This is a genomic window from Stenotrophomonas maltophilia group sp. Smal13 (genome assembly GCF_030236855.1).
Classification (GTDB): domain Bacteria; phylum Pseudomonadota; class Gammaproteobacteria; order Xanthomonadales; family Xanthomonadaceae; genus Stenotrophomonas; species Stenotrophomonas maltophilia_A.
This window is the reverse complement of sequence record NZ_JASJSQ010000071.1, coordinates 1-26058: the sequence shown is the minus strand read 5'-3', so window position 1 is coordinate 26058 and position 26058 is coordinate 1. Positions and strand designations below refer to the sequence as shown.

Below are 26058 nucleotides of genomic sequence, written 5' to 3'. Positions count from 1 at the left end.
ACCAAGGCCACCCCCGGCATCGCCCTGGCGACCCGCGTGGCCGGCCAGGACACCCTGCTGCCGGCGCCGCTGCTGGCCCTGCTGGTGTCGCTGCACCGCGCGGTGGAACCGGGCCGGCAGGCACGGCTGCTGGCGCGCCGCGAGCGCCAGGCGTTCTTCGACCAGGGCGGCCTGCCGGACTTCCGCGAAGACACCGCCACGATCCGCAGCGGCGACTGGCGCGTTGCCCCGCTGCCGGCCGCGCTGCAGGACCGCCGCGTCGAGATCACCGGCCCGACCGACCCGAAGATGGTCATCAACGCGCTGAACTCCGGCGCCAAGGTGTTCATGGCCGACTTCGAGGATTCGACCTCGCCGACCTGGCGCAACCTGCTGGCCGGGCAGCAGTCGCTGGCCGCCGCGGTGCGTGGCGATCTCGAATACACCGCACCCAATGGAAAGCACTACGCCCTGCGCCCGTACGACGAGCAGGCGGTGCTGATCGTGCGCCCGCGTGGCTGGCACCTGGACGAGAAGCATGTGCGCATCGATGGCCAGTTCATTGCCGGTGGCCTGTTCGACGCAGCGGTGTTCGCCTTCCACAACGCCCGCACCCTGCAGGCGAAGGACCGCGGCCCGTACTTCTACCTGCCCAAGCTGCAGAGCATGGAGGAAGCGGCGCTGTGGGAGACCGCGCTGTCGCACATCGAAGGCATGCTCGGCCTGCCGCACGGCCAGATCAAGGTGACCGTGCTGATCGAAACGCTGCCGGCGGTGTTCGAGATGGATGAGATCCTGCACGCGCTGCGTGATCGCATCGTCGGCCTGAACTGCGGGCGCTGGGACTACATCTTCTCGTACCTGAAGACCTTCCGCCGCCACGCCGACCGCGTGCTGCCCGAGCGCGGCCAGGTGACCATGACCCAGCCGTTCCTGAAGGCGTATTCGGAGCTGCTGATCCAGACCTGCCATCGCCGCGGTGCGCATGCGATGGGCGGCATGGCCGCGCAGATTCCGATCAACAACGATGCCGCCGCCAACGAGCAGGCGATGGCCCGCGTGCGCGCCGACAAGCTGCGCGAGGTCACTGCCGGCCACGACGGTACCTGGGTGGCGCACCCGGCGCTGATTCCGGTGGCGATGGCGATCTTCGACGAACACATGCCCGGTGCGAACCAGCACAGCGTGCTGCGCCAGGATGTGCGCGTGGGCCGCGACGAACTGATCGCACGGCCGCCCGGCACCATCACCCGCGCCGGCTTCGAAGGCAACGTGGAAGTCTGCGTGCGCTATCTGGCGGCATGGCTGGATGGCAACGGCTGCGTGCCGATCCACCACCTGATGGAGGACGCGGCCACCGCGGAGATCAGCCGCAGCCAGCTGTGGCAGTGGCTGCATACGCCGGGCCAGCAGCTGGACGATGGCACTGCGATCGATCTGGCGTTGCTGGATTCCACCCTCTCGCAGCTGCCGGCACGGCTCGGCGATACCGCCGCGCTGCCCGGTGGCACACGCATCGGCGAGGCCATCGCCCTGCTCGGCGAACTGAGCCGCAGCGACGAACTGACCGATTTCCTGACCCTGCCGGCCTACGCGCGCATCGACTGACCGACTGCCCGCAAACCCGCCGTTTCCCTCCCCGCTGCACGCACGAACCGAACTGGAGAAAGACATGAGCAAGCTGCCCACTGCCGAACAGATCCAGCACGACTGGGATACCAACCCGCGTTGGGAAGGCATCCAGCGCAACTACAGCGCCGCCGACGTGGTGCGCCTGCGCGGCACCGTCCACATCGAGCATTCGCTGGCCCGCCTGGGCGCAGAGAAGCTGTGGGCGTCGCTGCATGAGCGCGAGTTCGTCAACGCGCTGGGTGCGCTGACCGGCAACCAGGCCATGCAGCAGGTCAAGGCCGGCCTGAAGGCGATCTACCTGTCCGGCTGGCAGGTGGCGGCCGACGCCAACCTGGCCGGGCAGATGTACCCGGACCAGTCACTGTACCCGGCCGATTCGGTGCCGGCGGTGGTCAAGCGCATCAACAACACCCTGCTGCGCGCCGACCAGCTGCACCACGCCGAAGGCAAGGACGACATCGACTTCCTGCAGCCGATCGTGGCCGATGCCGAAGCCGGTTTCGGCGGCGTGCTCAATGCGTTCGAACTGATGAAGGCGATGATCGAGGCCGGTGCCGCCGGCGTGCATTTCGAAGACCAGCTGGCCTCGGTGAAGAAGTGCGGCCACATGGGCGGCAAGGTGCTGGTGCCGACCCGCGAGGCCATCGAGAAGCTCAACGCTGCGCGCCTGGCCGCCGACGTGCTGGGCGTGCCGACCCTGCTGGTGGCGCGTACCGATGCCGAGGCCGCGGATCTGCTGACCAGCGACATCGATGGCAATGACAAGCCGTTCGCCACCGGCGAGCGCACGGTGGAAGGCTTCTACAAGACCCGCAACGGCCTGAACCAGGCGATCAGCCGTGGCCTGGCCTATGCGCCCTACGCCGACCTGGTGTGGTGCGAGACCGGCAAGCCGGACCTGGAGTTCGCACGCAAGTTCGCCGAGGCGATCCATGCCAAGTTCCCGGGCAAGCTGCTGGCCTACAACTGCTCGCCCAGCTTCAACTGGAAGAAGAACCTGGACGACGCCACGATCGCCAAGTTCCAGAAGGAGCTGGGCAGCTACGGCTACAAGTTCCAGTTCATCACCCTGGCCGGCTTCCATGCGCTGAACTACGGCATGTTCAATCTGGCCCACGGCTACGCGCGCCGCCAGATGAGCGCGTTCGTCGAGTTGCAGGAAGCCGAGTTCGAGGCGGCAGAGCGCGGCTTCACCGCGGTCAAGCACCAGCGCGAGGTCGGCACCGGCTACTTCGATGCCGTGACCCAGGCGATCCAGCAGGGCCAGTCGTCGACCACTGCGCTGACCGGCTCCACCGAGGAAGAGCAGTTCCACGGCGGGCGCAGCGAACGCGCGGCGTGATGCGGTAGTGCCGGCCGCTGGCCGGCAACCACGTGATCCTCCGGGCACCACAGGGAAGCCGGCCAGCGGCCGGCGCTACCGAAGCTTCGGAATCCGATCAGGGTGGCCAGGGAAGGGCCAGACAACGCCGGCCGGTCGGGGGACCTGCCGGCGTTGTTGTATCGATGCAATCGCGTCGGAAGCAGGCAGCGTCAATCAGGCGCACCCTGCCTGCCGGCAACTTGGCCGAACCCTCGTGAAGACCGCCATCGGATTGATCCGGCAGGACTTTTGCGCGGACACCCATGACCAGAACGGCATCACGCATCTTCACATCAGGCAAGATCGCCGGGGCATTAAAAATGAGATAGGGCGCACAGTTTAAAGCGGTGCTATGCTCCGCGGCTCACCAGGGGACGCTGGCGGCAGGTGCAGGGAATGACCGGCAGGGGTGCGGCCGAGAACGTTGACGCAACGACAGGTATCGCTCAAGTGGCGATGGCCGAGGTCGTGCATGCGTTGCTTTCGGAAGCTGAGGTCGAATTGTTCGCGAAGTTCGCCCGCCGATGCAAGTTCCATGCCGGACAGTGGATTTTCCAGCGCGGGCACCGCGGCGAGCGGATGTATGTGATCCTCGAGGGTCAGATCGAACTGGATTTCGGCGAAGACCTGGTGATCAAGACGTTGGGTCAGCGTGAGTTCTTCGGAGAGCTAGGCCTGTTGGTCGGTGATCACCTGCGCAGTGCCGGAGCGCGCGCGCTGTTCGATTGCGAGGTACTGGAGCTGGGCCCGACTGATTTCCAGCAACTGGTCGACATCGATCCCGGGCTGGTTTCGCACTTCCTGCGGCGCACGATCATGCGCGTGCTGACCAATGAGCAGGCCCTGATCAGCCAGTTGCGTCGACGCAACCATGATCTGGAAACCGCACTCGACAATCTTTACATCACCACCCACCAGCTGACCCATACCCGTGAGCTGGTGCGCACCGATGAGCTGACCGGTCTGCACAACCGGCGTGGATTGACGCTGTATCTGCAGGAATGCCGTGCGCAGCAGGACGACCAGCCACAGGCATTGCTGTTGATCGATTGTGACCGTTTCAAGCAGATCAACGATCGGCATGGGCACCAGGCCGGAGACCGCGTGCTGCAGAGCATGGGCAACATCCTGCGTTCGATGGCCGGGGAGCACGATCTTGCATGCCGCTTGGGCGGCGATGAGTTCTGCCTGCTGCTGCGCCGCGGTAATCATGACCTTGTGCAGCATGCGGCGGAGTTCATCCTGGCTGCCGTACACGGCCTGATCGAGCGCAATCACGCTACGCCACACGTGAGCCTGGTCAGTATCGGTGCCTGTCTGCTGCAGCCGGAGGCGGGCTGGAGCGAATGGTATGCGTGTGCCGATCGCGCGCTGTACCGCGCCAAGCGCGCGGGCGGGGACTGCCTGCGCTGGGGTCCTGATCCAGATCCCGACCACGGACAATGACCACAGGAGGTGGCAATGGACATTCCGCAGGAACCTACGCCACTGCAGAGCCCTCTGTTACGGGCGCTGCTGTTCACTGACCTGTGCGATTCGCTGCAGCTGGTCGAAAGCATCGGCGACATCGCCGCAGCCGAACTGTTCCAGCAGCACGATCGCCTGGTACTGGGGTTGCAGCAGCGCTGGAACGGGCAGTTGATTGATCGTTCCGATGGGCTGTTCATGCTGTTCGAGCGCACCATCGATGGTGTTGGATTCGCACTGGCCTACCAGAGTGCCGTGGATTCGCTCGGCCGTGAGCGCGGCATCGTACTGCGGGCGCGGGCCGGGCTGCATGTCGGCGACGTGCTGCTGTGGAACAACAGCGCCGAGGCGATGGCGCATGGCGCCAAGCCGGTGGAAGTGGAAGGTCTGGCCAAGCCGATGGCCGCTCGCCTGATGCAGCTGGCCTGGCCGGGCCAGGTGCTGCTCTCGTCCACGGCCGAGGAGATGGCGCGCCGGGCCAGCAGTGAGTTGCCTTGGGCCGCCGACGAACTGCGTTGGAAGGACCACGGGCGGTGGCGTTTCAAAGGCATCAGTGAACGCCAGGAAGTCTTCGAAGTCGGCCTGCGCGGCAGCGCGCCGCTGCGTCGGCCACGTTCCGGCGAGAAGGCATGGCGCGATCTCCCGCTGTGGCAGCGCCCCGCGGCACTGGTGACGGAAGTGGCGCTGGCGATGGCGCTGTGCGTGCTGCTGTGGACACTGCTGCGGCCAGCACCGGCCATCGCCTTCGCCGAACGCGACTGGGTGATCGTGGCGGCGGTGCACAACGCCACGGCTTATCCGCAGCTGGACAGCAGCCTGGAGCAGGCGCTGTACATCAGCCTGGGGCAGTCGCGTTTCGTCAACATCCTCAGCGAGCTGAAGGTTCGCGACACCCTGCAGCTGATGCAGCGTCCTCCGCAGGCGAGGCTGGACCGCAGGCTGGCCATCGAGGTTGCGTTGCGCGATGGGGTGCGTGCGGTACTGATCCCCAGTGTGCTGGAGCTCAACGGCAAGGTACGGGTCAGTGTGGAGGTGGTCGATCCCCGCACGGGCCAGACCGTCTACACCCGCTACGCCGATGGACGTGGGCTGGACTCGATCCTGGCCTCGACCGATCACGTGGTTGCCGCGCTGCGCACCGACCTTGGTGAAGCGCTGCGCGACGTCGGCGCTGACCAGCGACCGCTGCCTACCGTGGCCACCTCCAACCTTGATGCACTGCATGCCTATGCCAAGGGGGTTGATGCCACCGCAGCGGCACGCTATGACGATGCGCTGATGTTCTTCGAGCAAGCGACCCGGCTGGATCCTGCCTTCGCCTTCGCCTACGTCGGGCAGATGAACATCCAGCATGCCAAGGGCAACCTGGAGCAGGCCGCGGCGCTGTACCAGAAGGCAGTCAGCCAGCGCGCGCACCTGACCGCGCGCGACCAGCTGTATCTGGATGCCTGGGCAGCGGATTTCGAGGGTGCCCCGCCGGCACGCATCGCAGACAAGTGGCGGATGCTGACCGAGCTGTATCCGGATGATCCGGCCGGCTGGATGAACTACGCCAAGATCCTCTATACCCAGGGTGACTACGACGGGGCGCTGGCCGCCGCGCAGCCATTGCTTGCCCGACAGCATTCGCGCCGCGCGCTGGTGCTGGTGTTCGTTGCCCGCACGCAGATGGCCCGGGGCGAAATTGCGGCCGCCGCAGCGGCATTGCGTGGCGCTCGCCTGCACCCCGGCTGGAATGGTGATGCAATGGAGCCCCTGCTGTCCGCGTTGTCCGGTGATTTCGACGTGGCCAATGCCGGTTTCGCGGCAATGGCATCACCGGGCCCGGGCGCGCGCATGCTGCGGGCAGCAGTGCTGGCGATGCAGGATCGCAGGACCGAGGCGGCCAGTGACATGCAACAGGCCGCCGCCCAGTGCACGGTGGGTACCGGACTGTGTGACATCCTGGCATTGCAGGCGCTGGCCTGGGATGAGCCGCCCGCCGGAGCACAGCAGCAGGCATACCTGCATGTTCTGGATCGCGCGCTGGCTGCGGTCGATCGCACACAACCGGCGCTGGCGCGCCGCAACGCGTTCATTGCCCTCGCCGCGGCCTACCATGCCGCGCGTGCTGGCCAGAATGCGGTGGTGATGCAGCGGCGCGGGGCGCTGCAGGCCTTGCCTGAGCGTGATGCCGACCCGCGCCTGCGTGAACTGTGGGACCTGCTGCAGGCGCGCCTCGCGCTGAACCAGGGGCAGGTAGCGCGCGCGCAGTCGCTGCTTGCCGGGCACCCCGACGCAAGTCTGTTCCAGTGGCGGGTCCTGCAGATCGACCTGGCCAACGCCAGCGGCGACTACGCTGCTGCCCTGCGCCAGGCACAATGGCTGGAGCGTCATCGAGGCCTGGCGTTTGCTGAAGATGTCGGCGACTACGCACTGCTTCCACTGAACGCGATGGATGTTCAGCGGTTGGCGTCATCCGGCACCACGGCCGTGGCAAGCAAGGCCAGGGCGCGCGTACCCTGACGCAGGCTTATTGATCCAGGCCGGGCAGGCCGTCTTCGAACAGGAACGGCACGGTGAACGCAGCGCGCACATCCAGCAACTGGCTCATGCGTGTAGCCGCACCTGCGAATTCCGCCTTGCCGCCCAGCGAGGAGAGCGGCGCGCGGCATGCACGCACGGTTTCTTCGTCCGCACCAAGTGCGAGCAGGGCCAGGCCCGGGTCCCTGGCAAACTCGGCCCGGAAGGCATCATCACTGGACAGACGCTCCAGCAGCTGTTGGACAACGTCGGCGGAAAGAGGAGAAACAGACATGGGACCGGCACCGGCAGAATGGGAAAATGGAAGTATCGGCGGTGGAGCTGCGAAGTTGATGGGTACCTGCACCCGCCACGCCATGATCGGCGTCCCGCACAGCCCTCGGACGCCATTGCGATGAGATTCCGTCGTTGCCGGACACTGTTCGTCGAACCGGTCGAACGCCCGTCCTTCAACCTGGACGAACTGTTGGCCGGTGGTACCGGCGTGCAGCTGCAGCCGGTCCTGCAGGTGCGCGCGGCGCACCTGCCGTCGGTGCAGGTGATCGACGCGGAAAGCTGTGCCTGGTTGCTGGCCTGCAGTGCAGAACAGTGGCAGCGGTTGCCAGAAGCCACCGACGCGCGCGGCCGGGTGCTGTCACTGCTGCAGAAGGGCCTGTTGGTCAGCGATGATCCAGCCTATGCGGACGTCTGCGCTGCCGAGAAGCGGCTGCGCGACAGCCAGTGGTGGCCGTTGTCCGCGTTGCACTACCAGCACTCGCGCTGGGACGGCGTGGACAGTGTCGGCGACATGCAACGCAGCCAGCTGGTGACCGCGCAGGACCTGGTGCGCAGCTTCGGCCCGCCGCCTACCGAGGCACCCGCCCGCCGCCCTGGCGCGCAGCCGTTGCCGCGTTGCGACGACGATCCGATGCAGGCGCAGCTGCAGGCGCGTACCACCTGCCGCAACTACGACAGCGCTCGCCCGGTGCCGTTACCGATGCTGGCCCTGTTGCTGCAGCAGGTGCTGATGGCACAGGCGCAGGTGGAAACCGGACCCGGCGTGCGCTTCCTGAAGAAGAATGTGCCGTCCGCCGGCAGTCTTCACCCGCTGGAGGCGTATGTGGTGGCGCTTAATGTGGAAGGACTGCCGCCAGGCCTCTATCACTACCATGCCACCGCCCACGAGCTGGGCCCGATGCCGGCACCGCCCGGCGATCTGGGCCGTTTCTGCCAACGCTTGCTGGCCGGTCAGGACTGGTTCGCCAATGCGCAGGTGCAGCTGATCCTGACGTGTCGCTTCGAACGAACGTTCTGGAAGTACCGTGGCCATGCCAAGGCCTATCGCGCGATCACCCTGGATGCCGGCCATGTATCGCAGGCGATCTACAGCGCGGCGACCGCGCAGGGGCTGGGCGCCTTCGTCACTGCGGCGATCAACGAGGCCGAGGCCGAACGGGTGTTGGGTCTGCAGCCGATGTCCGAGGGCGTACTGGCGGTTTGCGGTGTTGGCTGGCGCGCCGCCGAGCGGGTGACGGCGGAGCTGGATCCCCTTGGCCGCGCATGGCCGGCCGCGCATTGATCGACAACGCGCGGCCCTCCTCGGTCACGCCGCTTCGAAATCCACCAGTACCGCGCCATCACCCACCTGGTCGCCGGCCTTGGCGCGGTAGCCCTTCACCGTGCCATCGGCCGGTGCCTGCAGGGTGTGCTCCATCTTCATCGCCTCCAGCACCACCAGCGGCGTACCGCGCTTGACCTCGGTACCGGCCGCGACCAGCGTGGCCACGATCTTGCCCGGCATCGGGGCCAGCAGGCTGCCGGCATCGGCCACGGCGTGGTCCGATTCGCCCACCGGATCGTGCAGGGTGAAGCGGTGCTGGCCATCGGCGCCGAACAGATACAGCTGGTCGCCTTCGCGCAGCAGCTGCGGTGACCAGCGGCGCTCGCCCAGCTGCACGGTCAGATGCTGTGCATCGGCCGTGCCAAGCACCTGCACCGGCGCGGCGTCATCGCGGTGCACGCGCCAACCATCGGCCTGCGCCCACACCTTCAGCGTGTGCCTGCGTTCGCCCTGCTGCAGCGGCAACACGCGCGGCGCGGACGCGCCGAGGCGCCAGCCATCCTGTGCTCGCCACGGCGAATGCGGGTCGCGCGCATCGCTGCCGGCGTGCGCGGTGCTCGCCACCGCGGCCACCGCGGCCAGCAGCCACAGCGCGTCGTCGCTGTCGCCCACCGCACTCAATGCGACCTGCTCGCGTTCGATCAGCGCGGTGTCCAGCTTGGCGTGCGCGAACGAATCCGTGTTCACCAGGCGGCGCAGGAAGCCGGCATTGGTGGTCACGCCCACCACCTGGCAGTCGGCCAGTGCCTGGCTCATGCGGCGCAGCGCGGCAACGCGGTCCACGTCCCAGACGATCAGCTTGGCGATCATCGGGTCGTAGTACGGGGTGATGCTGTCGCCTTCCTCCACGCCGGTATCCACCCGCACGTTGGCCGACGGCGTCGGCAGGCGCAGGCGGCGCAGGGTGCCGGTGGACGGCAGGAAGCCACGGTCGGCATCCTCGGCGTACAGCCGCGCTTCGATTGCGTGGCCGTGGATGGCCAGCTGTTCCTGGCGCAACGGCAACGGTTGGCCCGAAGCCACGCGCAGCTGCCACTCCACCAGGTCGGTGCCGGTGATGTACTCGGTGACCGGGTGCTCGACCTGCAGGCGGGTGTTCATTTCCATGAAGTAGAAATCGCCGTCCGGGCCGGCGATGAACTCCACCGTGCCGGCACCGACGTAGCCCACCGCGCGCGCGGCATCGACTGCCGCCTTGCCCATTGCAGCACGACGTTCTGCGCTCATGCCCGGCGCCGGCGCCTCTTCCAGCACCTTCTGGTGGCGGCGCTGCACCGAGCAGTCGCGCTCGAACAGATAGACCGCCTCACCGTGGCTGTCGCCGAACACCTGGATCTCGATATGGCGCGGGCGCTCGACATACTTCTCGACCAGCACATGGTCGTTGCCGAACGCCGAGGCCGCCTCGCGCTGGCAGCTGGCCAGCGCATCGACGAAGTCCTCGCTGCGCTCGACCTTGCGCATGCCCTTGCCGCCGCCGCCGGCGCTGGCCTTGATCAGCACCGGGTAACCGATGGCGTCGGCCTGTGCGCGCAGGAAGTCCGGCGCCTGCTGGTCGCCGTGATAGCCGGGGGTCAGCGGCACACCGGCCTTGGCCATCAGCGCCTTGGCCGCGCTCTTGTCGCCCATCGCGCGGATGGCGCTGGCCGGCGGGCCGATGAAGGTGATGCTGGCCGCCGCGCAGGCATCGGCGAAGTCGGCATTCTCGGACAGGAAGCCGTAACCGGGGTGGATCGCCTGCGCGCCGGTCAGGCGTGCGGCATCGAGCAGGGCATCACCGCGCAGGTAGCTCTCACGTGCGGCGGCAGGACCAATGTGGATGGCTTCGTCGGCCAGCCGCACGTGGCGCGCGTTGCGGTCAGCATCGGAATACACCGCCACGGTGGCGATGCCGAGGCGACGGCAGGTGGCGATGACGCGGCAGGCGATCTCGCCGCGGTTGGCGATCAGGACTTTGGTGAACATGGCAACAGACTCGGTCATGGCACGGGTTACATGCGGAACACGCCGAAGCGCGTCTGCTGCGGGGCGGCGTTGAGGCTGGCCGACAGCGCCAGGGCCAGCACGCGGCGGGTGTCGGCCGGATCGATCACGCCGTCATCCCACAGGCGCGCGCTGGCGTAGTACGGATGGCCCTGCTGCTCGAACTGGTCGCGGATAGGTGCCTTGAATGCATCTTCCTCCACTGCCGGCCACTGGCCGCCCTTGGCTTCGATGCCATCGCGCTTGACCGTGGCCAGCACGCTGGCGGCCTGTTCGCCGCCCATCACGCCGATGCGCGCGTTCGGCCACATCCACAGGAAGTTCGGCGAGTACGCGCGGCCGCACATGCCGTAGTTGCCGGCACCGAACGAACCACCGATGACCACGGTGAACTTGGGCACCTTGGCACAGGCCACGGCCATCACCAGCTTGGCGCCGTCCTTGGCGATGCCGCCCTGTTCGTACTTGCGGCCGACCATGAAGCCGGTAATGTTCTGCAGGAACACCAGCGGGATGTTGCGCTGGGTGCACAGCTCGATGAAGTGTGCGCCCTTCAGTGCCGACTCGGAGAACAGGATGCCGTTGTTGGCGATGATGCCGATCGGGTAGCCGTTCAGATGCGCAAAGCCGGTCACCAGCGTTGCGCCGTAGCGCGGCTTGAACTCATCGAAGCGCGAGCCATCGACCAGGCGCGCGATGACCTCGCGCACGTCGTAGGGCTTGCGCGTGTCGGCCGGGATCACGCCATACAGCTCGTGCGCCGGCAACAGTGGTTCCTCGTTGGCCTGCACCGCCATCGCCGGCTCCGGCTTGCGCCAGTTCAACTGCGCGATGATCGCGCGCACCCGCGCCAGCGCCTGCAGGTCGTTGTCGGCCATGTGGTCGGCAACGCCGGAAATGCGCGTGTGCACGTCGGCACCGCCCAGTTCCTCGGCCGTCACCACTTCACCGGTGGCGGCCTTCACCAGCGGTGGGCCGCCGAGGAAGATCGTGCCCTGCTCGCGCACGATCACCGTCTCATCGCTCATCGCCGGCACATAGGCGCCGCCGGCGGTGCAGCTACCCATCACGCAGGCAATCTGCGGGATGCCCTGCGCGGACAGGTTGGCTTGGTTGTAGAAGATGCGGCCGAAATGATCGCGGTCGGGGAACACCTCGTCCTGCAGCGGCAGGAAGGCGCCACCGGAATCGACCAGGTAGATGCAGGGCAGGTGGTTCTGCTCGGCGATCTCCTGCGCGCGCAGGTGCTTCTTCACCGTCATCGGGTAGTAGGTGCCGCCCTTGACCGTGGCGTCGTTGGCCACGATCACGCATTCCACGCCGCTGACGCGGCCGATGCCGGCCACCACGCCCGCGGCGGGCACGGCGTCTTCGTACATGCCGTGCGCGGCCAGCGGCGCGATTTCCAGGAAGGCGCTGCCGGGATCGAGCAGGGCGTCGATGCGGTCGCGCACCAGCAGCTTGCCGCGTGCGGTGTGCTTGGCGCGCGCGGCTTCGCTGCCGCCCAGCGCGGTGCGGGCGAGGGTGGCATGCAGGTCGTCGACCACGGCCTGCATGGCGGCGCGGTTGCTTTCAAACGTTTCGCTGCCCGGTTGCAGCTGGCTGTTCAGGACGGTCATCGCGTTGGCCTTACAGGGTGCGCTGGAACAGTTCGCGGCCGATCAGCATGCGGCGGATCTCCGAGGTGCCGGCGCCGATTTCATACAGCTTGGCGTCGCGCCACAAACGGCCGGTCGGGTACTCGTTGATGTAGCCGTTGCCACCGAGGATCTGGATCGCCTGGCCGGTCAGCCAGGTGGCCTTCTCGGCGGCGTACAGAATGGCACCGGCGGCATCCTGGCGGGTGGTTCGGCCCTGGTCGCAGGCGCGCGCGACGGCATAGACGTAGGCGCGGCACGCGCCCAGGCCCACGTACATGTCGGCAATCTTGGCCTGGATCAGCTGGAAGCTGCCGATCGGTTCGCCGAACTGGTGGCGCTCGTGCACATAGGGCATGACCACGTCCATGGCCGCGGCCATCAGGCCCAGCGGGCCACCGGACAGCACCACGCGCTCGTAATCCAGGCCGGACATCAACACGCGCACGCCACCACCGACCTGGCCCAGCACGTTTTCTTCGGGAATCTCGCAGTCCTGGAACACCAGCTCGCAGGTGGGCGAGGAGCGCATGCCCAGCTTGTCCAGCTTCTGCGCGGTGGAGAAGCCCTCCATGCCCTTCTCGACCAGGAACGCGGTGATGCCCTTGGCACCCGCTTCCATGTCGGTCTTGGCATAGACCACCAGCACGTCGGCGTCCGGGCCGTTGGTGATCCACATCTTGTTGCCGTTGAGCACGTAGCGGTCACCGCGCTTGTCGGCGCGCAGCTTCATCGACACCACGTCCGAACCGGCACCCGGCTCGCTCATCGCCAGCGCGCCGACCAGGCTGCCGTTGCACAGGCCGGGCAGGAAGCGCTGCTTCTGTTCTTCGTTGCCGTTCTTGCGCAGCTGGTTCACGCACAGGTTGGAGTGCGCGCCATAGGACAGGCCGATGCCGCCGGAGGCACGCGAGATTTCTTCCATCGCCACCACATGGGCCAGGTAACCCATGCCGGTGCCGCCGTATTCTTCTTCCACGGTGAGGCCGAGCAGGCCCTGTTCGCCCAGCTTCGGCCACAGGGCCAGCGGGAACTGGTTGCTGGCATCGGCCTCGGCGGCCAGCGGTGCGACCTCGGCGGCGGCAAAATGGGCCACGCTCTGGCGCAGCAGGTCGATGTCTTCGCCAAGGTCGAAGTTCAGGGATGGCACGTGCATTGTGGTGGCTCCACGGCGGGATGGCAGGAAATGGACGCACCCGGCGGGGGAGCGGGCGGCGGTCTGCAGGACCGCTGCCCGCACGGGCGATTGGACCCCAGCGTAGCGGGGTTCGGGTAAGAAGTGAATACAAATTCAAAAATTGAAACTAGAATCAAAACATGGCCTACAAACGCTCTGCACTGATGGAAGAACGCCTGGCCGGGGCCCGTGAACGGATCCTGCTGGCCACCCGTGAGCTGGTCGCCACCGGGGGCTGGCGCAATGCCCCGGTGACCGCCGTGGCGACCCAGGCGGGGGTGTCCACCGGCCTGATCTACCGGCACTTCCCGTCCAAGGCCGAGCTGTTCGTGGAGGTGCTCAACGCCGCGGTGGCCCACGAGGTCGCGATCATGGAGCGCATCGCCAGCGGCCCGGAGGTGGCCAGCGAGCGCCTGCGGTTGGCGATCACCGCCTTCGTCCGCCGCGCCCTGGCCGGGCCGGGGCTGGCGCATGCCTTCATCGTCGAACCGGTCGACCCGGACGTGGAAGCCGAGCGCATGCGTGGTCGTCGTGCCTTCGGCGACGTGTTCCTGCGGCTGGTGGAGGAGGGCGTGGCCGCCGGTGAGCTGCCGGCGCAGGACGCGCATGTGGCCGCCGCCTGCCTCGTCGGCGCCTTCACCGAGGCGATGGTCGGCCCGACCGCGCCCAGCCGCGAAGCACACCGCGACGAAGACGCACTGGTGGATGCGATCTGCAGCTTCTGCCTGCGCGCGATCGGCGCCCGGTAATCCGGTAGCGCCGGCCGCTGGCCGGCTTCTGCACGATCCATCCGGCGGGCTGGCGATGCCGGGCAGCGGCCGGCACTACCGGGTCCGAATGCTGCGCCGCACCAGCAGTGACGCCTGTTGTCGCACGCAAAGCGCGTTCTATACTCGGTCCATCACGCAGTCGCTCAGCCGTGGTCCAACGACTATCAGCCAGGGGTAACGAAGAGTGCGGAATTACGATCTGGAGTTCCTGAAACGCTTCTCCATGGTGATCGCGCTGCTGGCGACCATCACCCTCGGCCTCATCCTCCTTGCCGCTTACATCCACACCCGGATTCCGCCCGAGGTGTCGCCGACCGCGGCCAAGCGCACCGAACAGCGCATCTCGCCCACCGGCGCGGTCTATGCCGGCAGCACCGGCGCCGCCGCGCAGGCTGCGGCCAAGGCCGCCGCGCTGGCCAAGGCCGCCTCGCAGGTGGCCTACGGCGGCACCAAGGACGGCAAGGTCATCTTCGACAACCTGTGCACCGCCTGCCACACCACCGGCGTGGGCATGGCGCCGACGCTGGACCATTCGCACTGGGACAAGCGCATCGCACAGGGCAAGGACACTCTCTACAAGCACGCCATCGAGGGCTATACCGGTCCGGATGGCGGCATCATGCCGCCCAAGGGCGGCAACCCGGCGCTGACCGAGGAACAGATCCACGCCACCGTGGACTGGATGCTGGGCAACCTGAAGTAACCGGTAGTGTCGGCCGCTGGCCGGCAACCACGCATGGCTTGAAGGTCATGAGGTTGCCGGCCAGCGGCCGGCACTCCCCAGGCTTTGCCCACCAAGGTCAAAACCCTGCCCGCAGGCGGGGTTTCGTATTTCAGGGTTAGTCTGTGCGCCTCTTCCATGGAGTCGCCCGTCGATGCGCCGCCGTTCCCTCGCCCTTGCCCTGTCCCTGCTGCTGCCGGCCGGCGCCTTTGCCCAGGCCCAGCCGCAGGCCGCACCGGTCGCGTCGCCGTCCGCCGCGCGCAGCAGCGCCACCGTGGTGCTGACCACCGCGCCGGCCGACTGGCGTGCGCTGGATGGCCAGCGCGTGCGCATCGCCGCACCGCTCACCCTGGCCGGCACCGATGGCCTGGAGCGCTTTGGGCAGCTCACCGTGGCCTTCGATGGCCGCCTCTGGCAGCCGACCGAAGTGGCCGCGCCGGGTACTGCCGGCTATGAGCAGGTGATGGCCGACAACCAGCGCCGCCGCCTGCTGCTGGACGACGGCAGCGAAGCCCGCGACCCGGCCAGCGTGGCCTACCTGCCAGCCAACCCGGTGCTGCGCACCGGCATGCAGCTGCGCAATGTGGAAGGTGTCGTGCACGTGGACGCACAGGGCCGTCCGCGCCTGCAGGTCGAGGGTGCACTCACGTTGCCCGAGCTGAAGCGTCCGGCGGTGCCGACGGTGCCGGGCAGCCTGCATATCGCTGCATTCAACCTGGAGAACTTCTTCAATGGCGATGGCCAGGGCGGTGGCTTCCCGACCCTGCGCGGCGCGCGCACGCTGGAAGAGCACAAGGCGCAGGTCGGCAAGCTGGTGGCCACGGTCAACGCGCTCGGTGCCGACATCGCCGCGTTGATGGAACTGGAAAACGATGGCTATGGCCCGCAGTCGGCCATCGCCGAACTGGTCAGCGCCCTCAACACCGGTCTTGCCGCCGACAAGCAGTGGGCCTTCGTCGATGCCGGCGAGGGGCCGGGCAGCAACCCGATCCGGGTTGGCATCATCTATCGCAGGAGCGCGTTCAAGCCGCTGGGCAAGCCGTTGACCAGAACCGACGGTCCGTTCGCCGAACACAGCCGCGCACCGCTGGCGCAGGCCTTCCAGGGCAAGGGCGCACCGTTCATGGTGGTCGCCAACCATTTCAAGTCCAAGGGCTGCCGTGATGCCAGCGGCGGCGATGCCGACCGCAACGATGGCCAGGGTTGCTGGAATGCCACCCGGGTGGAATCGGCAAAGCAGTTGAACCAGTGGGTGCAGGCCGAAGCTGGCCGCCTGAAGGTGAAGGACGTGGTGCTGCTGGGCGATTTCAACGCCTACGCGATGGAAGACCCGATCCGCACCCTGCATGACCTGGGCTGGCAGGACGCATTCAAGGTCGCCCAGGTCGAGCATCCTTACAGCTACGTCTACAACGGCTATACCGGCCGCCTCGACCATGCGCTGCTGAGCCCGGGCATGGCCCAGCGCCTGCGCGGTGCCGCCGAGTGGCACAGCAATGCCGACGAACAGGACGCCAGCGGCTACCAGGGCCGCAACGTGCAGGGCCCGTGGCGCAGTTCCGACCACGATCCGCTGCTGCTGGGCTTCGATAAATAACGCCCAGCGCCGGGTCGGATCCCATTCCAACGAAATGGGCTCTGACCCCGAGGCCGGGCTCAGCCCCAGGCGATCAATCCAATCGCCAGCACCGCCAGCGCCAGCCCGGCGCGGTTCCACTTCGTGGTGGCCTCGCCGAAGGCGAACACGCCCACCAGCGCGCCCAGCACCACCACGCCGATGTTCATGCCGGCGAACACGGTGGCCGGGCTCTCCGGCATGGACTGATGCGCGTGCACATAGAAAAGAATGTTGCCGCCGTTGAGCAGGCCCAGCAGCGCGCCCGCACCGAGGTTGCGCCAGGCCAACCGGCTGCGGCCACTGGCGTGCCGCCACAGCTGAAGTGCCAGCATCAGCACGAAGGCCACGCTGAAGCTGGCCAGCACCGCCGCCATCGACGGCGTGCCGGACAGCGCCACCTGCTTGAGCAGCACGTCGACCACCGCGAACCCGGCCCAGACGCCCAGCAGCCAGCCCCAGCCACCCGGTGAGGACGCCACCGCCGGGCCGCGCGGGCGCAGGCTGATCGCCACCATCGCCAGCAGGCCCAGGGCGAGACCGGCGAGCTTCCACGGCGTCGCAGTCTGGCCGAAGAACAGGAAGGCGGCGGCCAAAGACAGCAGCAACGACAAGCGCTGCGCCACGTCGCTGCGGACGATGCCGGCCACCGCCACCGCGCGGCCCAGCACCAGGAAGATCGACGGCAGCACCACCGCCAGGGCCAGCAATGACAGCCACGGGGCATGTGGCGCGCGCAGTGCGTCCAGCGGCGGCTGCAGCACCACGGCGGTGAGCGTTGCCGCCACCAGATAGTTCCAGGTGACCATCTGCGAAACATCCAGCTGGCGGCGTCCGGCCACCTTCAACAACACCGAAACCAGCACGCTGCAGATCACGGCCAAGGACAGGTAGAGCATGGGGCGGGCACAGGGCAGGGGCAGGGGACGGTATCATGGTGCCATGCACAAGCCTTCGTTCCCCGTCGCCCCCGGCGAAACCGCCTGCCTCGAACTGGACGGCCCGGCCGGCCCGCTGGAAGTGGTCGTTGACCTGCCCAAGGCCGATGTGCCGGTGCAGCCGATCGTGGCCATCATCTGCCATCCGCTGTCCACCGAAGGCGGCACCCTGCACAACAAGGTGGTCACCATGACCGCCACCACGCTGCGCGAGCTGGGCATCGCCACGGTACGCTTCAACTTCCGCAGCGTCGGCGCGTCGGCCGGTGAGTTCGACCATGGCGTGGGCGAGCAGGACGACCTGAAAGCCGTCGCCGCCTGGGTGCGCAGCCAGCGCCCGGACGACCGCCTGTGGCTGGCCGGTTTCAGCTTCGGCTCGTTCGTATCGCTGAAGGCGGCTGCCGCGCTGCAGCCGGAAGCGCTGATCTCGATCGCACCGCCGGCCGGCCGCTGGGATTTCGATGGCATCGCGCCGCCGGCCCGCTGGCTGGTGATCCAGGGCGAGCAGGACGAGATCGTCGACCCGCAGGCCGTCTACCAGTGGCTGGACACGCTGGACGTCCCGCATGAGCTGGTGCGCATGCCCGAGACCAGCCATTTCTTCCACCGCAAGCTGATCGACCTGCGCGGCGCGCTGACCCACGGCGTCAAGCACTGGCTGGGCGCAGCGGCATGAGTGCAACCGAGCTGACCCCGTCGCAGCGGTACGCGGAAGGGGTTGCCCGTGGCGACTGGCAGAACGACCCGGCCCAGCACGCAGCGCTGGCCGAACTGGACCGCATCCACCTGGGCCTGGTCGACAGCGCCGAAGACGGCTGGCTGGACCGCCTGTCCTCGTTCTGGAAGAAGCCCGAGCCGGTGAAGGGCCTGTACTTCTGGGGCGGCGTCGGCCGTGGCAAGACCTTCCTGGTCGACCTGTTCTACGACGGCCTGCCGATCAAACAGAAGTACCGCACGCATTTCCACCGCTTCATGCGCAGCGTCCACGAGCGCCTGCGCGAGCACCAGGGGCAGAGCGACCCGCTGGCGAAGATCGCCCAGGAATGGCGCAGCAACCTGCGGGTGCTGGTGCTGGACGAATTCTTCGTCACCGACATCGGCGACGCGATGCTGCTGGCACGGCTGCTGGAGCGCCTGTTCGCCGAAGGCGTGACCCTGGTGACCACCTCCAACACGGCGGTGGAGAACCTGTACCTCAACGGCCTGCAGCGCGAGAGCTTCCTGCCGGCCATCGGCCTGCTGCAGCGCTTCTGCGTGGAGCTGTACGCCGAGGGCACCGAGGATTACCGGATGCGCGCGCTGACCCGCTCGCCGGTGTACCGCGCACCGCTGGCCGCCGACAGTGATGAGTGGCTGGCCACGCGTTGGAACGAACTGAGCGGCGGCCAGCCGGCCAAGCCCGGCAACATCGAGATCGAAGGCCGCAAGATCCCGGTGCGCGGCCGTGGCAAGAGCATTGCCTGGTTCGATTTCGCCGCGTTGTGCGAAGGCCCGCGTGGCCCGTCGGATTACATCGAGATCGCCCACGAGTTCAACACCGTGCTGCTGGGCGGCATTCCTGCCTTCGATCGCCTGAACGAAGATGCCGCGCGCCGCTTCGTCAACCTGATCGACGAACTGTACGACCGCCACGTCAACTTGGTCTGCACCGCCAGTACCTCGCCGATCGAGCTGTACACCGGCCAGCGCCTGCAGGGCGCGTTCGAGCGCACCGCCTCGCGCCTGATCGAAATGCAGAGCGCCGAGTACCTGGGTACCCCGCACCGGGCGTGAGGGCGCCACCCAGGTAAATGCGTTGCCGGCCAGGGTTCCGGTAGTGCCGGCCGCTGGCCGGCATCCGCCGCGCGGTTACCGGGTCGGCGCCACGGCGTTCCCACGCGGCCGCTCATCCGGCCCGGCCGACACATGCAGGCCCGAGCCATCGCCGTGCTCTACCCGTACGCTCTCGCCGCGCTCCAGCAGCCGCAGTGGCTGGCCCTGGTAGCGCACTTCCAGCGCGTCATGAGTGTCGGCCAGCGACTGCACCAGCGGGCACAGCGCCATGGCCTTGGCTTCCAGTTGCTGGCTGCGCGCCTCCATGCGGCGGTCGACTTCCGCATCGAGGCGGTCGGCGCGGCGCTCCATGGCGCCGGCGCGGCCGGTGAACACCTGCCACAGCACGCTGCGGGTCATCGACCCGGCCATCGTCTCGGCCATCTGCTCGATGTGCGCGTCGAAGCCATCGCCGAAGCTCTCCTGTTCCCAGTAGCCGCGGCCCAGGCTGGCGTCGATCCAGTCCTGCATCTCGCCGCGCATTGCACGCATCTGGCGGTTGCGGGACTTGCCGGTGATGGCTTCGAAGGCGGCGTCCAGCGCATCGAAGGTGACCCCGGAGACTTCATGGGCCAGTGCGGTGACCGCTGGCATCAGCTGGCGGGCACCGGCTTCCATCTGCCGCAGGCGTGCAGCGTCGGCGGCGCTGACCGTAACCATCCTGCCATCCAGGCTCAGCTCGCCGTCGTGGAACACCACCTCATGCGGCGCCTGCGGGCCATGCCGCAGCCAGATGCCGCCGCTGTCCACCAGCACGTCGTAGTCGGTATGGATGCCGCACTGGTCCGAACGCAGGTCCGGCCCTTCGGCGGCCAGCGCCGGGGCAATGAACAGGGCAGGCAGCAGGGCCAGCGCGGGCAACCGCAGGTGCATCGGAGCATCCTTTTCCGGGAGCGAGCGGCCAGCATCCGCTGCCAGCGCGCGGGCGTCACCGGCCGGAAGTCACCCGTCCACCGGATTCCCACCGGCTGCCCACCAGCTATCCACAGGGTTGTCCCTAGCCAGTTTCATCACTGTCATGTGAAGCTGTCATTGTTCCGTTTTCGCGGTGCGTTGTACCACCGCGATGACGCCTTTCGGGCTTGACTGCGCAGCCCGTTCCGGCAGGTCTGAAGCGTCTGATCCGGGCGCCGATGGCACGATCCTTGCGGCGCAAGGGATTGCCGAATTTCACTACATTTGGCGTTGACGGACCCCATTACCCCCACTATCTTGTGGCCGTCGGTCGCAGCAACCCCAATTCAAGGGGGTGCCCGGGGTACCCATCCGCGATCGTCAACGGTAGTGGCAGGCGCAGGGTCTCATCCCCTGCGACGCCGTCCTGCCATCCTGGGCTGTCATGTCCCGGGCTGCGTCACCCGATGCATCGAGCACCCACCAATCACGCCAAGAGGACACACGCCGTGACCACCGAATCCAGCGCCACCATCGAGAAGGAAAGCGAATTCCTGTTGACGTCGCCGCCGACGGCCAACGCGATGAGTGTGACCAAGCGCAATGGCACGACCGAACTGGTGGACCTGAACAAGATCGTGCGCGCGGTGCAGCGTTCCTCCGAAGGCCTGCACGCCGTCGATCCGATGCGCGTGGCCACCCGCACCATTTCCGGCCTGTACAACGGCGCCACCACCCGCGAGCTGGACGAACTGTCCATCCGCACCGCCGCCCTGCTGATCGGTGAAGAGCCCGAGTACGGCCGCCTCGCTGCGCGCCTGCTGGCCAACTACATCGCCAAGGAAGTCTCGGGCCAGGAAATCTACGCCTTCTCGCAGTCGGTCAGCCGTGGCCATGAAGTCGGCCTGATCAACGACCGCCTGCTGAACTTCGTGCAGACCAACGCGCGCAAGCTCAACGATGCCATCGACATCTCGCTGGACCTGAACTTCGATTACTTCGGCCTGCGTACCCTGTACGACCGTTACCTGCTGCGCCATCCGCACACCCGCAAGGTGATCGAGACCCCGCAGCAGTTCTTCCTGCGCATTGCCAGCGCGCTGAGCGAGGATGTGTCCGAGACCCTGGCGCTGTACAAGCGCATGGGCAACCTGGACTACCTGCCGTCCAGCCCGACCCTGTTCAATTCCGGCACCACCCACGAGCAGCTGTCCTCGTGCTTCCTGCTGGATTCGCCGCAGGACTCGCTGGAGTCGATCTATTCCAAGTACGGCGACATCGCCCAGCTGTCGAAGTTCTCCGGCGGCATCGGCGTCAGCTACACCCGCGTGCGTTCGCGTGGTTCGCTGATCAAGTCGACCAACGGCCACTCCAACGGCATCGTGCCGTGGTTGAAGACCATGGATTCGTCCGTGGCCGCGGTGAACCAGGGCGGCAAGCGCAAGGGCGCAGCCTGCGTCTACCTGGAAACCTGGCACGCCGACGTCGAGGACTTCCTCGAGCTGCGTGACAACACCGGTGACGAAGCCCGCCGTGCGCACAACCTGAACCTGGCCAACTGGGTGCCGGACCTGTTCATGAAGCGCGTCGAGGCCGATCAGGAATGGTCGCTGTTCGATCCGCGCGTCGTGCCGGAGTTCACCGACCTGTTCGGCGAAGCCTTCGAGCAGGCCTACCTGCAGGCCGAAGCCCAGGGCAAGGCGAACCGCACCATCTCCGCGCGCAAGCTGTACGCCCGCATGATGCGTACGCTGGCCGAGACCGGCAACGGCTGGATGACCTTCAAGGACAAGTGCAACCGCGCCAGCAACCAGACCCTGCGTCCGGGCAACGTGATCCACCTGTCCAACCTGTGCACCGAAATCCTGGAAGTCACCTCCAACGATGAAACCGCGGTGTGCAACCTGGGTTCGATCAACCTGGGCAACCACTTCGACGAGCACAACGAGTTCGACTTCGAGAAGCTGGCCGAGACCGTGCGCCTGGCCGTGCGCCAGCTCGACCGCGTCATCGACCTGAACTTCTACCCGATCGAAACCGCCCGCCGCGCCAACCTGCGCTGGCGTCCGGTCGGCCTGGGCTGCATGGGCCTGCAGGACGTGTTCTTCCGCAAGCGCCTGCCGTTCGACAGCGCCGAAGCCCGCGCCCTGTCCAAGAAGATCGCCGAAGCGATCTACTTCCACGCGCTGGAAACCTCCTGCGAGCTGGCCCAGGAACGCGGCAAGCACCCGTCGTTCAACGACACCCGCGCCGCCGGTGGCGAACTGCAGTTCGACGCCTGGAACGTGGTGCCGGAAGACACCGCGCGCTGGGATGCCCTGCGTGCCCGCATCAAGGAGCATGGCCTGCGCAACTCGCTGATGATCGCGATTGCACCGACCGCCACCATCGCCTCGATCGCCGGCTGCTACGAGTGCGTCGAGCCGCAGGTGTCCAACCTGTTCAAGCGCGAGACCCTGTCCGGTGACTTCCTGCAGGTCAACCGCTACCTGGTGAACGAGCTGAAGAAGCTGGGCCTGTGGACCGCCGACATGCGCGACGCCATCAAGCTGGCCGAGGGCTCCATCGCCGGCGTGGCACAGATTCCGGAAACGCTGCGCGAGGTCTACCGCACCGCGTGGGAACTGCCGATGCGTTCGCTGATCGACATGGCCGCCGAGCGTGGTGCCTTCATCGACCAGTCGGCCTCGCTCAACCTGTTCATGGAAAGCCCGAACATCGGCGCGATGTCCTCCATGTACATGTACGCCTGGAAGCAGGGCATCAAGACCACCTACTACCTGCGTTCGCGCCCGGCCACCAAGATCGCCAAGACCACGGTGAGCAGCGCAGCCCCGGCCAAGGTGTTCAGCCCGGACGAAGCCATCGCCTGCTCGCTGGAAAACCCGGAAGCCTGCGAGGCCTGCCAATAAAAGCGGCCGTGCCGGCCTTTGGCCGGCACACCCCTTTGTAGAGTCGAGCCATGCTCGACTGCAGAAAACACCAAGGTAGCGCCGGGCCATGCCCGGCGTTTTGACCCGAGAAGACAAGGAAACACCCATGGCCGACAAGCCCAAGCAGATGCTGCTCGATCCCGGTTTTGAACTGACCCTGCGCCCGATGCGCTACCCGCAGTTCTATGACATGTACCGGAACGCGATCAAGAACACCTGGACGGTGGAAGAGATCAACTTCCAGATCGACATCACCGACCTGCACAGCAAGATGTCGCCGGGTGAGCGCCATCTGATCCACCGCCTGGTCGCGTTCTTCGCCACCGGCGACTCGATCGTGTCCAACAACCTGGTGCTGAACCTGTACCAGCACTTGAATGCGCCGGAAGCGCGCATGTACCTGTCACGCCAGCTGTATGAAGAAGCGCTGCACGTGCAGTTCTACCTGACCCTGCTCGACAACTACCTGCCGGATCCGGAAGAGCGCGTCAAAGCGTTCGCCGCGGTGGAGAACATCGACTCGATCAAGAAGAAGGCCGATTTCTGCTTCAAGTGGATCGACTCGATCCAGGACCTGAAGCGCATCGAGACCCGTGCCGAGCGTCGCCAGTTCCTGCTCAACCAGATCTGCTTCGCTGCGTGCATCGAAGGCCTGTTCTTCTTCGCTGCCTTCGCCTACGTGTACTACTTCCGTTCGCGCGGCCTGCTGCCGGGCCTGGCCTCGGGCACCAACTGGGTGTTCCGCGACGAGAGCGCGCACATGGAGTTCGCGTTCGAGTCGGTGCGCGTGGTGCGTGAAGAAGAACCGGACCTGTTCGACGACGAGATGAAGCAGCAGGTCTACGACATGCTGGCAGAAGCCATCGAATGCGAAGTGCAGTTCGCCGAGGACGTGCTGTCCGGTGGCGTGGCCGGCATCTCGACCCGTGACATGCGCCAGTACCTGCAGCACTGCGCCGACCAGCACTTCGCCAAGCTGGGCATGGAAAAGAAGTACAACGTGCGCAACCCGCTGCCGTTCATGGAACTGCAGGACGTGCAGGAGCTGACCAACTTCTTCGAACGCCGCGTCTCGGCCTACCAGGTGGGCGTGCAGGGCGAAGTCGCCTTCGACATGAACTTCTGATCGAACCGGTCAGATCTGTTGCAACGAGAAACCCCGGCCAACGCCGGGGTTTTTTGTTGCGCACGTGGGCCCTCTGTAGAGCCAAGCCCATGCTTGGCTCACGCGCGCAGCGCGCAATGACGCAATTCACATAGTCGGTAGGTCACGACCCGAAGTGTTGGTTCTGCCCGTAATGCGCATGCATGTTGTGAAAGCCAAGGGAATTACGTTGATTCCAGTGAGTATTGTCGGACTGCTGGAGTGCAGGCAGCCGGCGCTTCAATCTGATGTGGCCTCGTCAACGACCGCTTCCCTGGTGGACGATGTGTAGGAGGGGACAGCGCTGCGACGCTCTTCAGCGACCTCTCCAAAACAACGCAGTAGGCCTGCGTAGAAATCGTGATCCCCGATGGCCTTGTAGATCTGAGGTGAGTACATGATGACAATCGTCGAAAGCGAGTTTCTGGAAGCGCACGCATTTCTGAAGCAGCGTTTGGACTCACTCAGGGAGGAATTCCATCCTTTCGCTGCGACAATGGAGTCAGCGCTTTCGACGTGTAGAGAACGGGTCGTTGGCTGGAACTACTCGTTGGGCGATACCCTGGAGCTTGTCCCCCATGAACGTCTCATCCCCAGCATCCCGGAGGCGAAGGGGCGCGTGCTTGTCAAACTGACGCGGGAGGCACTGAACTCCGAGCGTCTTATCAAGTACGGTCTTGACGACAAGGGGGTGCCCATCCTTGAAATCAGGCGGCTGGACAAGGATATCGAGCGCTTTGGTGAGTTGGTGAGGTTCATCAGCAGCGACTTGATCGTGTGCTGTCAGATTTTCAACAGTGGGCTGCATCCCAACAGATTGAAATCGCTGACCAGAGTCATCAGACAAGGGAATTCAACTCACTACGTGTCCGTGAATCCGCCTCATCACTGGGCAGTAAGGTCCGATCTGCTGTCTAGCAGCAGGATCTCCACAAGCTCCTTCATGGCGACCAGTTGGCATCGGCCACTGGACTACGACTTCGTGTACGACTCGGCGGATAGGCTTGACGCTATCCTGATCGGTGACCATACGCATTGGTCGGCCGGCTAGGCGCGAGGCGTCCAGGCAGGCACGTCGTCGTTACCGCCGCCCTTCCACCGCCATGCGTACCGCCAGCCCGGCCAGCACCGTGCCCATCAGCCAGCGCTGCACCACCTGCCAGGTCGGGCGCGCGGCCAGGAAACCGGCGATGCTGCCAGCGGTCAGCGCAATCATGCCGTTCACGGTCACACTCACCGCGATCTGGGTGGAGCCCAGCACGATCGACTGCATCAGCACACTGCCCTCGCCGTCCGGATGCAGGAACTGCGGCAGCAGCGACAGGTACATCACCGCCACTTTCGGGTTCAACAGATTGGTCAGGAAGCCCATCGTGAACAGTTTGCGCGGGCTGTCCTGCGGCAGTTCGCGCACCGCGAACGGCGAACGGCCGCCGGGCTTGAGCGCCTGCCAGGCCAGGTACAGCAGGTACAGCGCGCCGCCGATGCGCAGCGCGTCGTAGGCGAACGGCACGGTCATCAGCAGGGCGGTGATGCCCAGTGCCGCACACAGCATGTAGAACACGAAGCCCAGCGCCACCCCGCCCAGCGAGATCAGGCCTGCCATCGGCCCCTGGCAGATCGAGCGTGAGATCAGGTAGATCATGTTCGGTCCGGGCGTGAGCACCATGGCCAGTGAAACCAGCGCGAAGGCCAGCAGGTCGGAAGTGGCGGGCATGGGCGGTCCTGGCAGTGGGCGTGGCGCAGTGTAACGCCTGCCGCAGGCGCGGCCTGCGCAGGCACCGCTGCCGGGTGACCGTTGCACGTGCATTCCGATGGCCATCACGCCGGTCGCTTAGAATCCGCAGCACCCCACACCGAAGCCCCCCCA

General features: G+C 66.5%; 20 protein-coding genes. 13 read left to right on the top strand and 7 right to left on the bottom strand.

What is annotated here, in order from left to right:
* From aceB to QRO95_RS19135, 4 genes are all read left to right on the top strand, one after another.
* On the top strand, positions 1 to 1587 hold a 1587-nt coding region (aceB, locus tag QRO95_RS19150), incomplete at its 5' end, for a malate synthase A (RefSeq protein WP_285303217.1).
* Between the two features lie 64 nt (positions 1588 to 1651).
* On the top strand, positions 1652 to 2953 hold the full coding sequence (aceA, locus tag QRO95_RS19145) for an isocitrate lyase (RefSeq protein WP_285303216.1): 1302 nt from the start codon (positions 1652 to 1654) through the stop codon (positions 2951 to 2953).
* Positions 2954 to 3370: 417 nt separating this feature from the next.
* Positions 3371 to 4420, top strand: coding sequence for a diguanylate cyclase (locus tag QRO95_RS19140; RefSeq protein WP_285303215.1), 1050 nt, complete (start codon positions 3371 to 3373; stop codon positions 4418 to 4420).
* A gap of 15 nt (positions 4421 to 4435) precedes the next feature.
* Positions 4436 to 6946, top strand: a complete 2511-nt coding sequence (locus QRO95_RS19135) for a putative peptide modification system cyclase (protein ID WP_285303214.1) — start codon at positions 4436 to 4438, stop codon at positions 6944 to 6946.
* 7 nt (positions 6947 to 6953) lie between these two features.
* Here QRO95_RS19135 and QRO95_RS19130 read toward each other — a convergent pair whose 3' ends face one another.
* Positions 6954 to 7238, bottom strand: coding sequence for an NHLP-related RiPP peptide (locus QRO95_RS19130; RefSeq protein ID WP_285303213.1), 285 nt, complete (start codon positions 7236 to 7238; stop codon positions 6954 to 6956).
* Between the two features lie 120 nt (positions 7239 to 7358).
* On the opposite strand from QRO95_RS19130, the gene QRO95_RS19125 reads away from it, so the two are divergent.
* The gene (locus QRO95_RS19125) at positions 7359 to 8522 is read left to right on the top strand and encodes a putative peptide maturation dehydrogenase (protein WP_285303212.1); all 1164 of its coding nucleotides are present in this window, start codon (positions 7359 to 7361) and stop codon (positions 8520 to 8522) included.
* A 24-nt stretch (positions 8523 to 8546) separates the two neighbouring features.
* On the opposite strand, the gene QRO95_RS19120 is transcribed toward QRO95_RS19125, so the two are convergent.
* From QRO95_RS19120 to QRO95_RS19110, 3 genes are read right to left on the bottom strand one after another with little or no spacing between them, the layout of a single operon-like run.
* Positions 8547 to 10547 carry an acetyl/propionyl/methylcrotonyl-CoA carboxylase subunit alpha gene (locus QRO95_RS19120; protein ID WP_404830367.1) on the bottom strand — a complete coding sequence of 667 codons (2001 nt, stop codon included), beginning with the start codon at positions 10545 to 10547 and terminating at the stop codon, positions 8547 to 8549.
* A gap of 8 nt (positions 10548 to 10555) precedes the next feature.
* Entirely contained in the window at positions 10556 to 12166 is a 1611-nt protein-coding gene (locus QRO95_RS19115) for a carboxyl transferase domain-containing protein (protein WP_049400582.1), read from the bottom strand.
* Between the two features lie 10 nt (positions 12167 to 12176).
* Positions 12177 to 13340, bottom strand: a complete 1164-nt coding sequence (locus QRO95_RS19110; protein WP_032128216.1) for an isovaleryl-CoA dehydrogenase — start codon at positions 13338 to 13340, stop codon at positions 12177 to 12179.
* A 161-nt stretch (positions 13341 to 13501) separates the two neighbouring features.
* Between QRO95_RS19110 and QRO95_RS19105 the strand changes: the two genes are divergently transcribed.
* The 3 genes from QRO95_RS19105 to QRO95_RS19095 all read left to right on the top strand — a co-directional run bounded on the left by QRO95_RS19105 (position 13502) and on the right by QRO95_RS19095 (position 16449).
* Positions 13502 to 14110, top strand: coding sequence for a TetR/AcrR family transcriptional regulator (locus QRO95_RS19105; RefSeq protein ID WP_005407661.1), 609 nt, complete (start codon positions 13502 to 13504; stop codon positions 14108 to 14110).
* 205 nt (positions 14111 to 14315) lie between these two features.
* The gene (locus QRO95_RS19100; protein ID WP_005407662.1) at positions 14316 to 14834 is read left to right on the top strand and encodes a cytochrome c5 family protein; all 519 of its coding nucleotides are present in this window, start codon (positions 14316 to 14318) and stop codon (positions 14832 to 14834) included.
* Between the two features lie 172 nt (positions 14835 to 15006).
* Positions 15007 to 16449: an ExeM/NucH family extracellular endonuclease gene (locus QRO95_RS19095; protein WP_285303210.1), complete on the top strand. Its 1443-nt coding sequence runs from the start codon at positions 15007 to 15009 to the stop codon at positions 16447 to 16449.
* A 59-nt stretch (positions 16450 to 16508) separates the two neighbouring features.
* Here the strand turns inward: QRO95_RS19095 and QRO95_RS19090 are convergent, their stop codons facing one another.
* On the bottom strand, positions 16509 to 17366 hold the full coding sequence (locus tag QRO95_RS19090; protein WP_121503033.1) for an EamA/RhaT family transporter: 858 nt from the start codon (positions 17364 to 17366) through the stop codon (positions 16509 to 16511).
* A 43-nt stretch (positions 17367 to 17409) separates the two neighbouring features.
* On the opposite strand from QRO95_RS19090, the gene QRO95_RS19085 reads away from it, so the two are divergent.
* Both QRO95_RS19085 and zapE read left to right on the top strand, forming a co-directional pair.
* Positions 17410 to 18081 (top strand): alpha/beta hydrolase, encoded by a 672-nt coding sequence (locus QRO95_RS19085; protein ID WP_285303209.1) that lies wholly within the window; start codon positions 17410 to 17412, stop codon positions 18079 to 18081.
* The gene (zapE, locus tag QRO95_RS19080) at positions 18078 to 19178 is read left to right on the top strand and encodes a cell division protein ZapE (protein ID WP_032128212.1); all 1101 of its coding nucleotides are present in this window, start codon (positions 18078 to 18080) and stop codon (positions 19176 to 19178) included. The genes QRO95_RS19085 and zapE overlap by 4 nt, the downstream gene beginning before the upstream one ends.
* 75 nt (positions 19179 to 19253) lie before the next feature.
* Here zapE and QRO95_RS19075 read toward each other — a convergent pair whose 3' ends face one another.
* On the bottom strand, positions 19254 to 20090 hold the full coding sequence (locus tag QRO95_RS19075) for a DUF2884 family protein (protein ID WP_285303208.1): 837 nt from the start codon (positions 20088 to 20090) through the stop codon (positions 19254 to 19256).
* A gap of 530 nt (positions 20091 to 20620) precedes the next feature.
* Here QRO95_RS19075 and QRO95_RS19070 point away from each other — a divergent pair.
* From QRO95_RS19070 to QRO95_RS19060, 3 genes are all read left to right on the top strand, one after another.
* Positions 20621 to 23023, top strand: a complete 2403-nt coding sequence (locus QRO95_RS19070) for a ribonucleoside-diphosphate reductase subunit alpha (protein ID WP_032128210.1) — start codon at positions 20621 to 20623, stop codon at positions 23021 to 23023.
* 127 nt (positions 23024 to 23150) lie between these two features.
* Positions 23151 to 24170 carry a ribonucleotide-diphosphate reductase subunit beta gene (locus tag QRO95_RS19065; RefSeq protein ID WP_008264781.1) on the top strand — a complete coding sequence of 340 codons (1020 nt, stop codon included), beginning with the start codon at positions 23151 to 23153 and terminating at the stop codon, positions 24168 to 24170.
* Between the two features lie 418 nt (positions 24171 to 24588).
* Positions 24589 to 25239 carry a hypothetical protein gene (locus QRO95_RS19060; RefSeq protein WP_285303207.1) on the top strand — a complete coding sequence of 217 codons (651 nt, stop codon included), beginning with the start codon at positions 24589 to 24591 and terminating at the stop codon, positions 25237 to 25239.
* Between the two features lie 30 nt (positions 25240 to 25269).
* Here the strand turns inward: QRO95_RS19060 and QRO95_RS19055 are convergent, their stop codons facing one another.
* Entirely contained in the window at positions 25270 to 25905 is a 636-nt protein-coding gene (locus QRO95_RS19055; RefSeq protein ID WP_032128209.1) for a LysE family translocator, read from the bottom strand.
* Positions 25906 to 26058 lie beyond the last annotated feature (153 nt).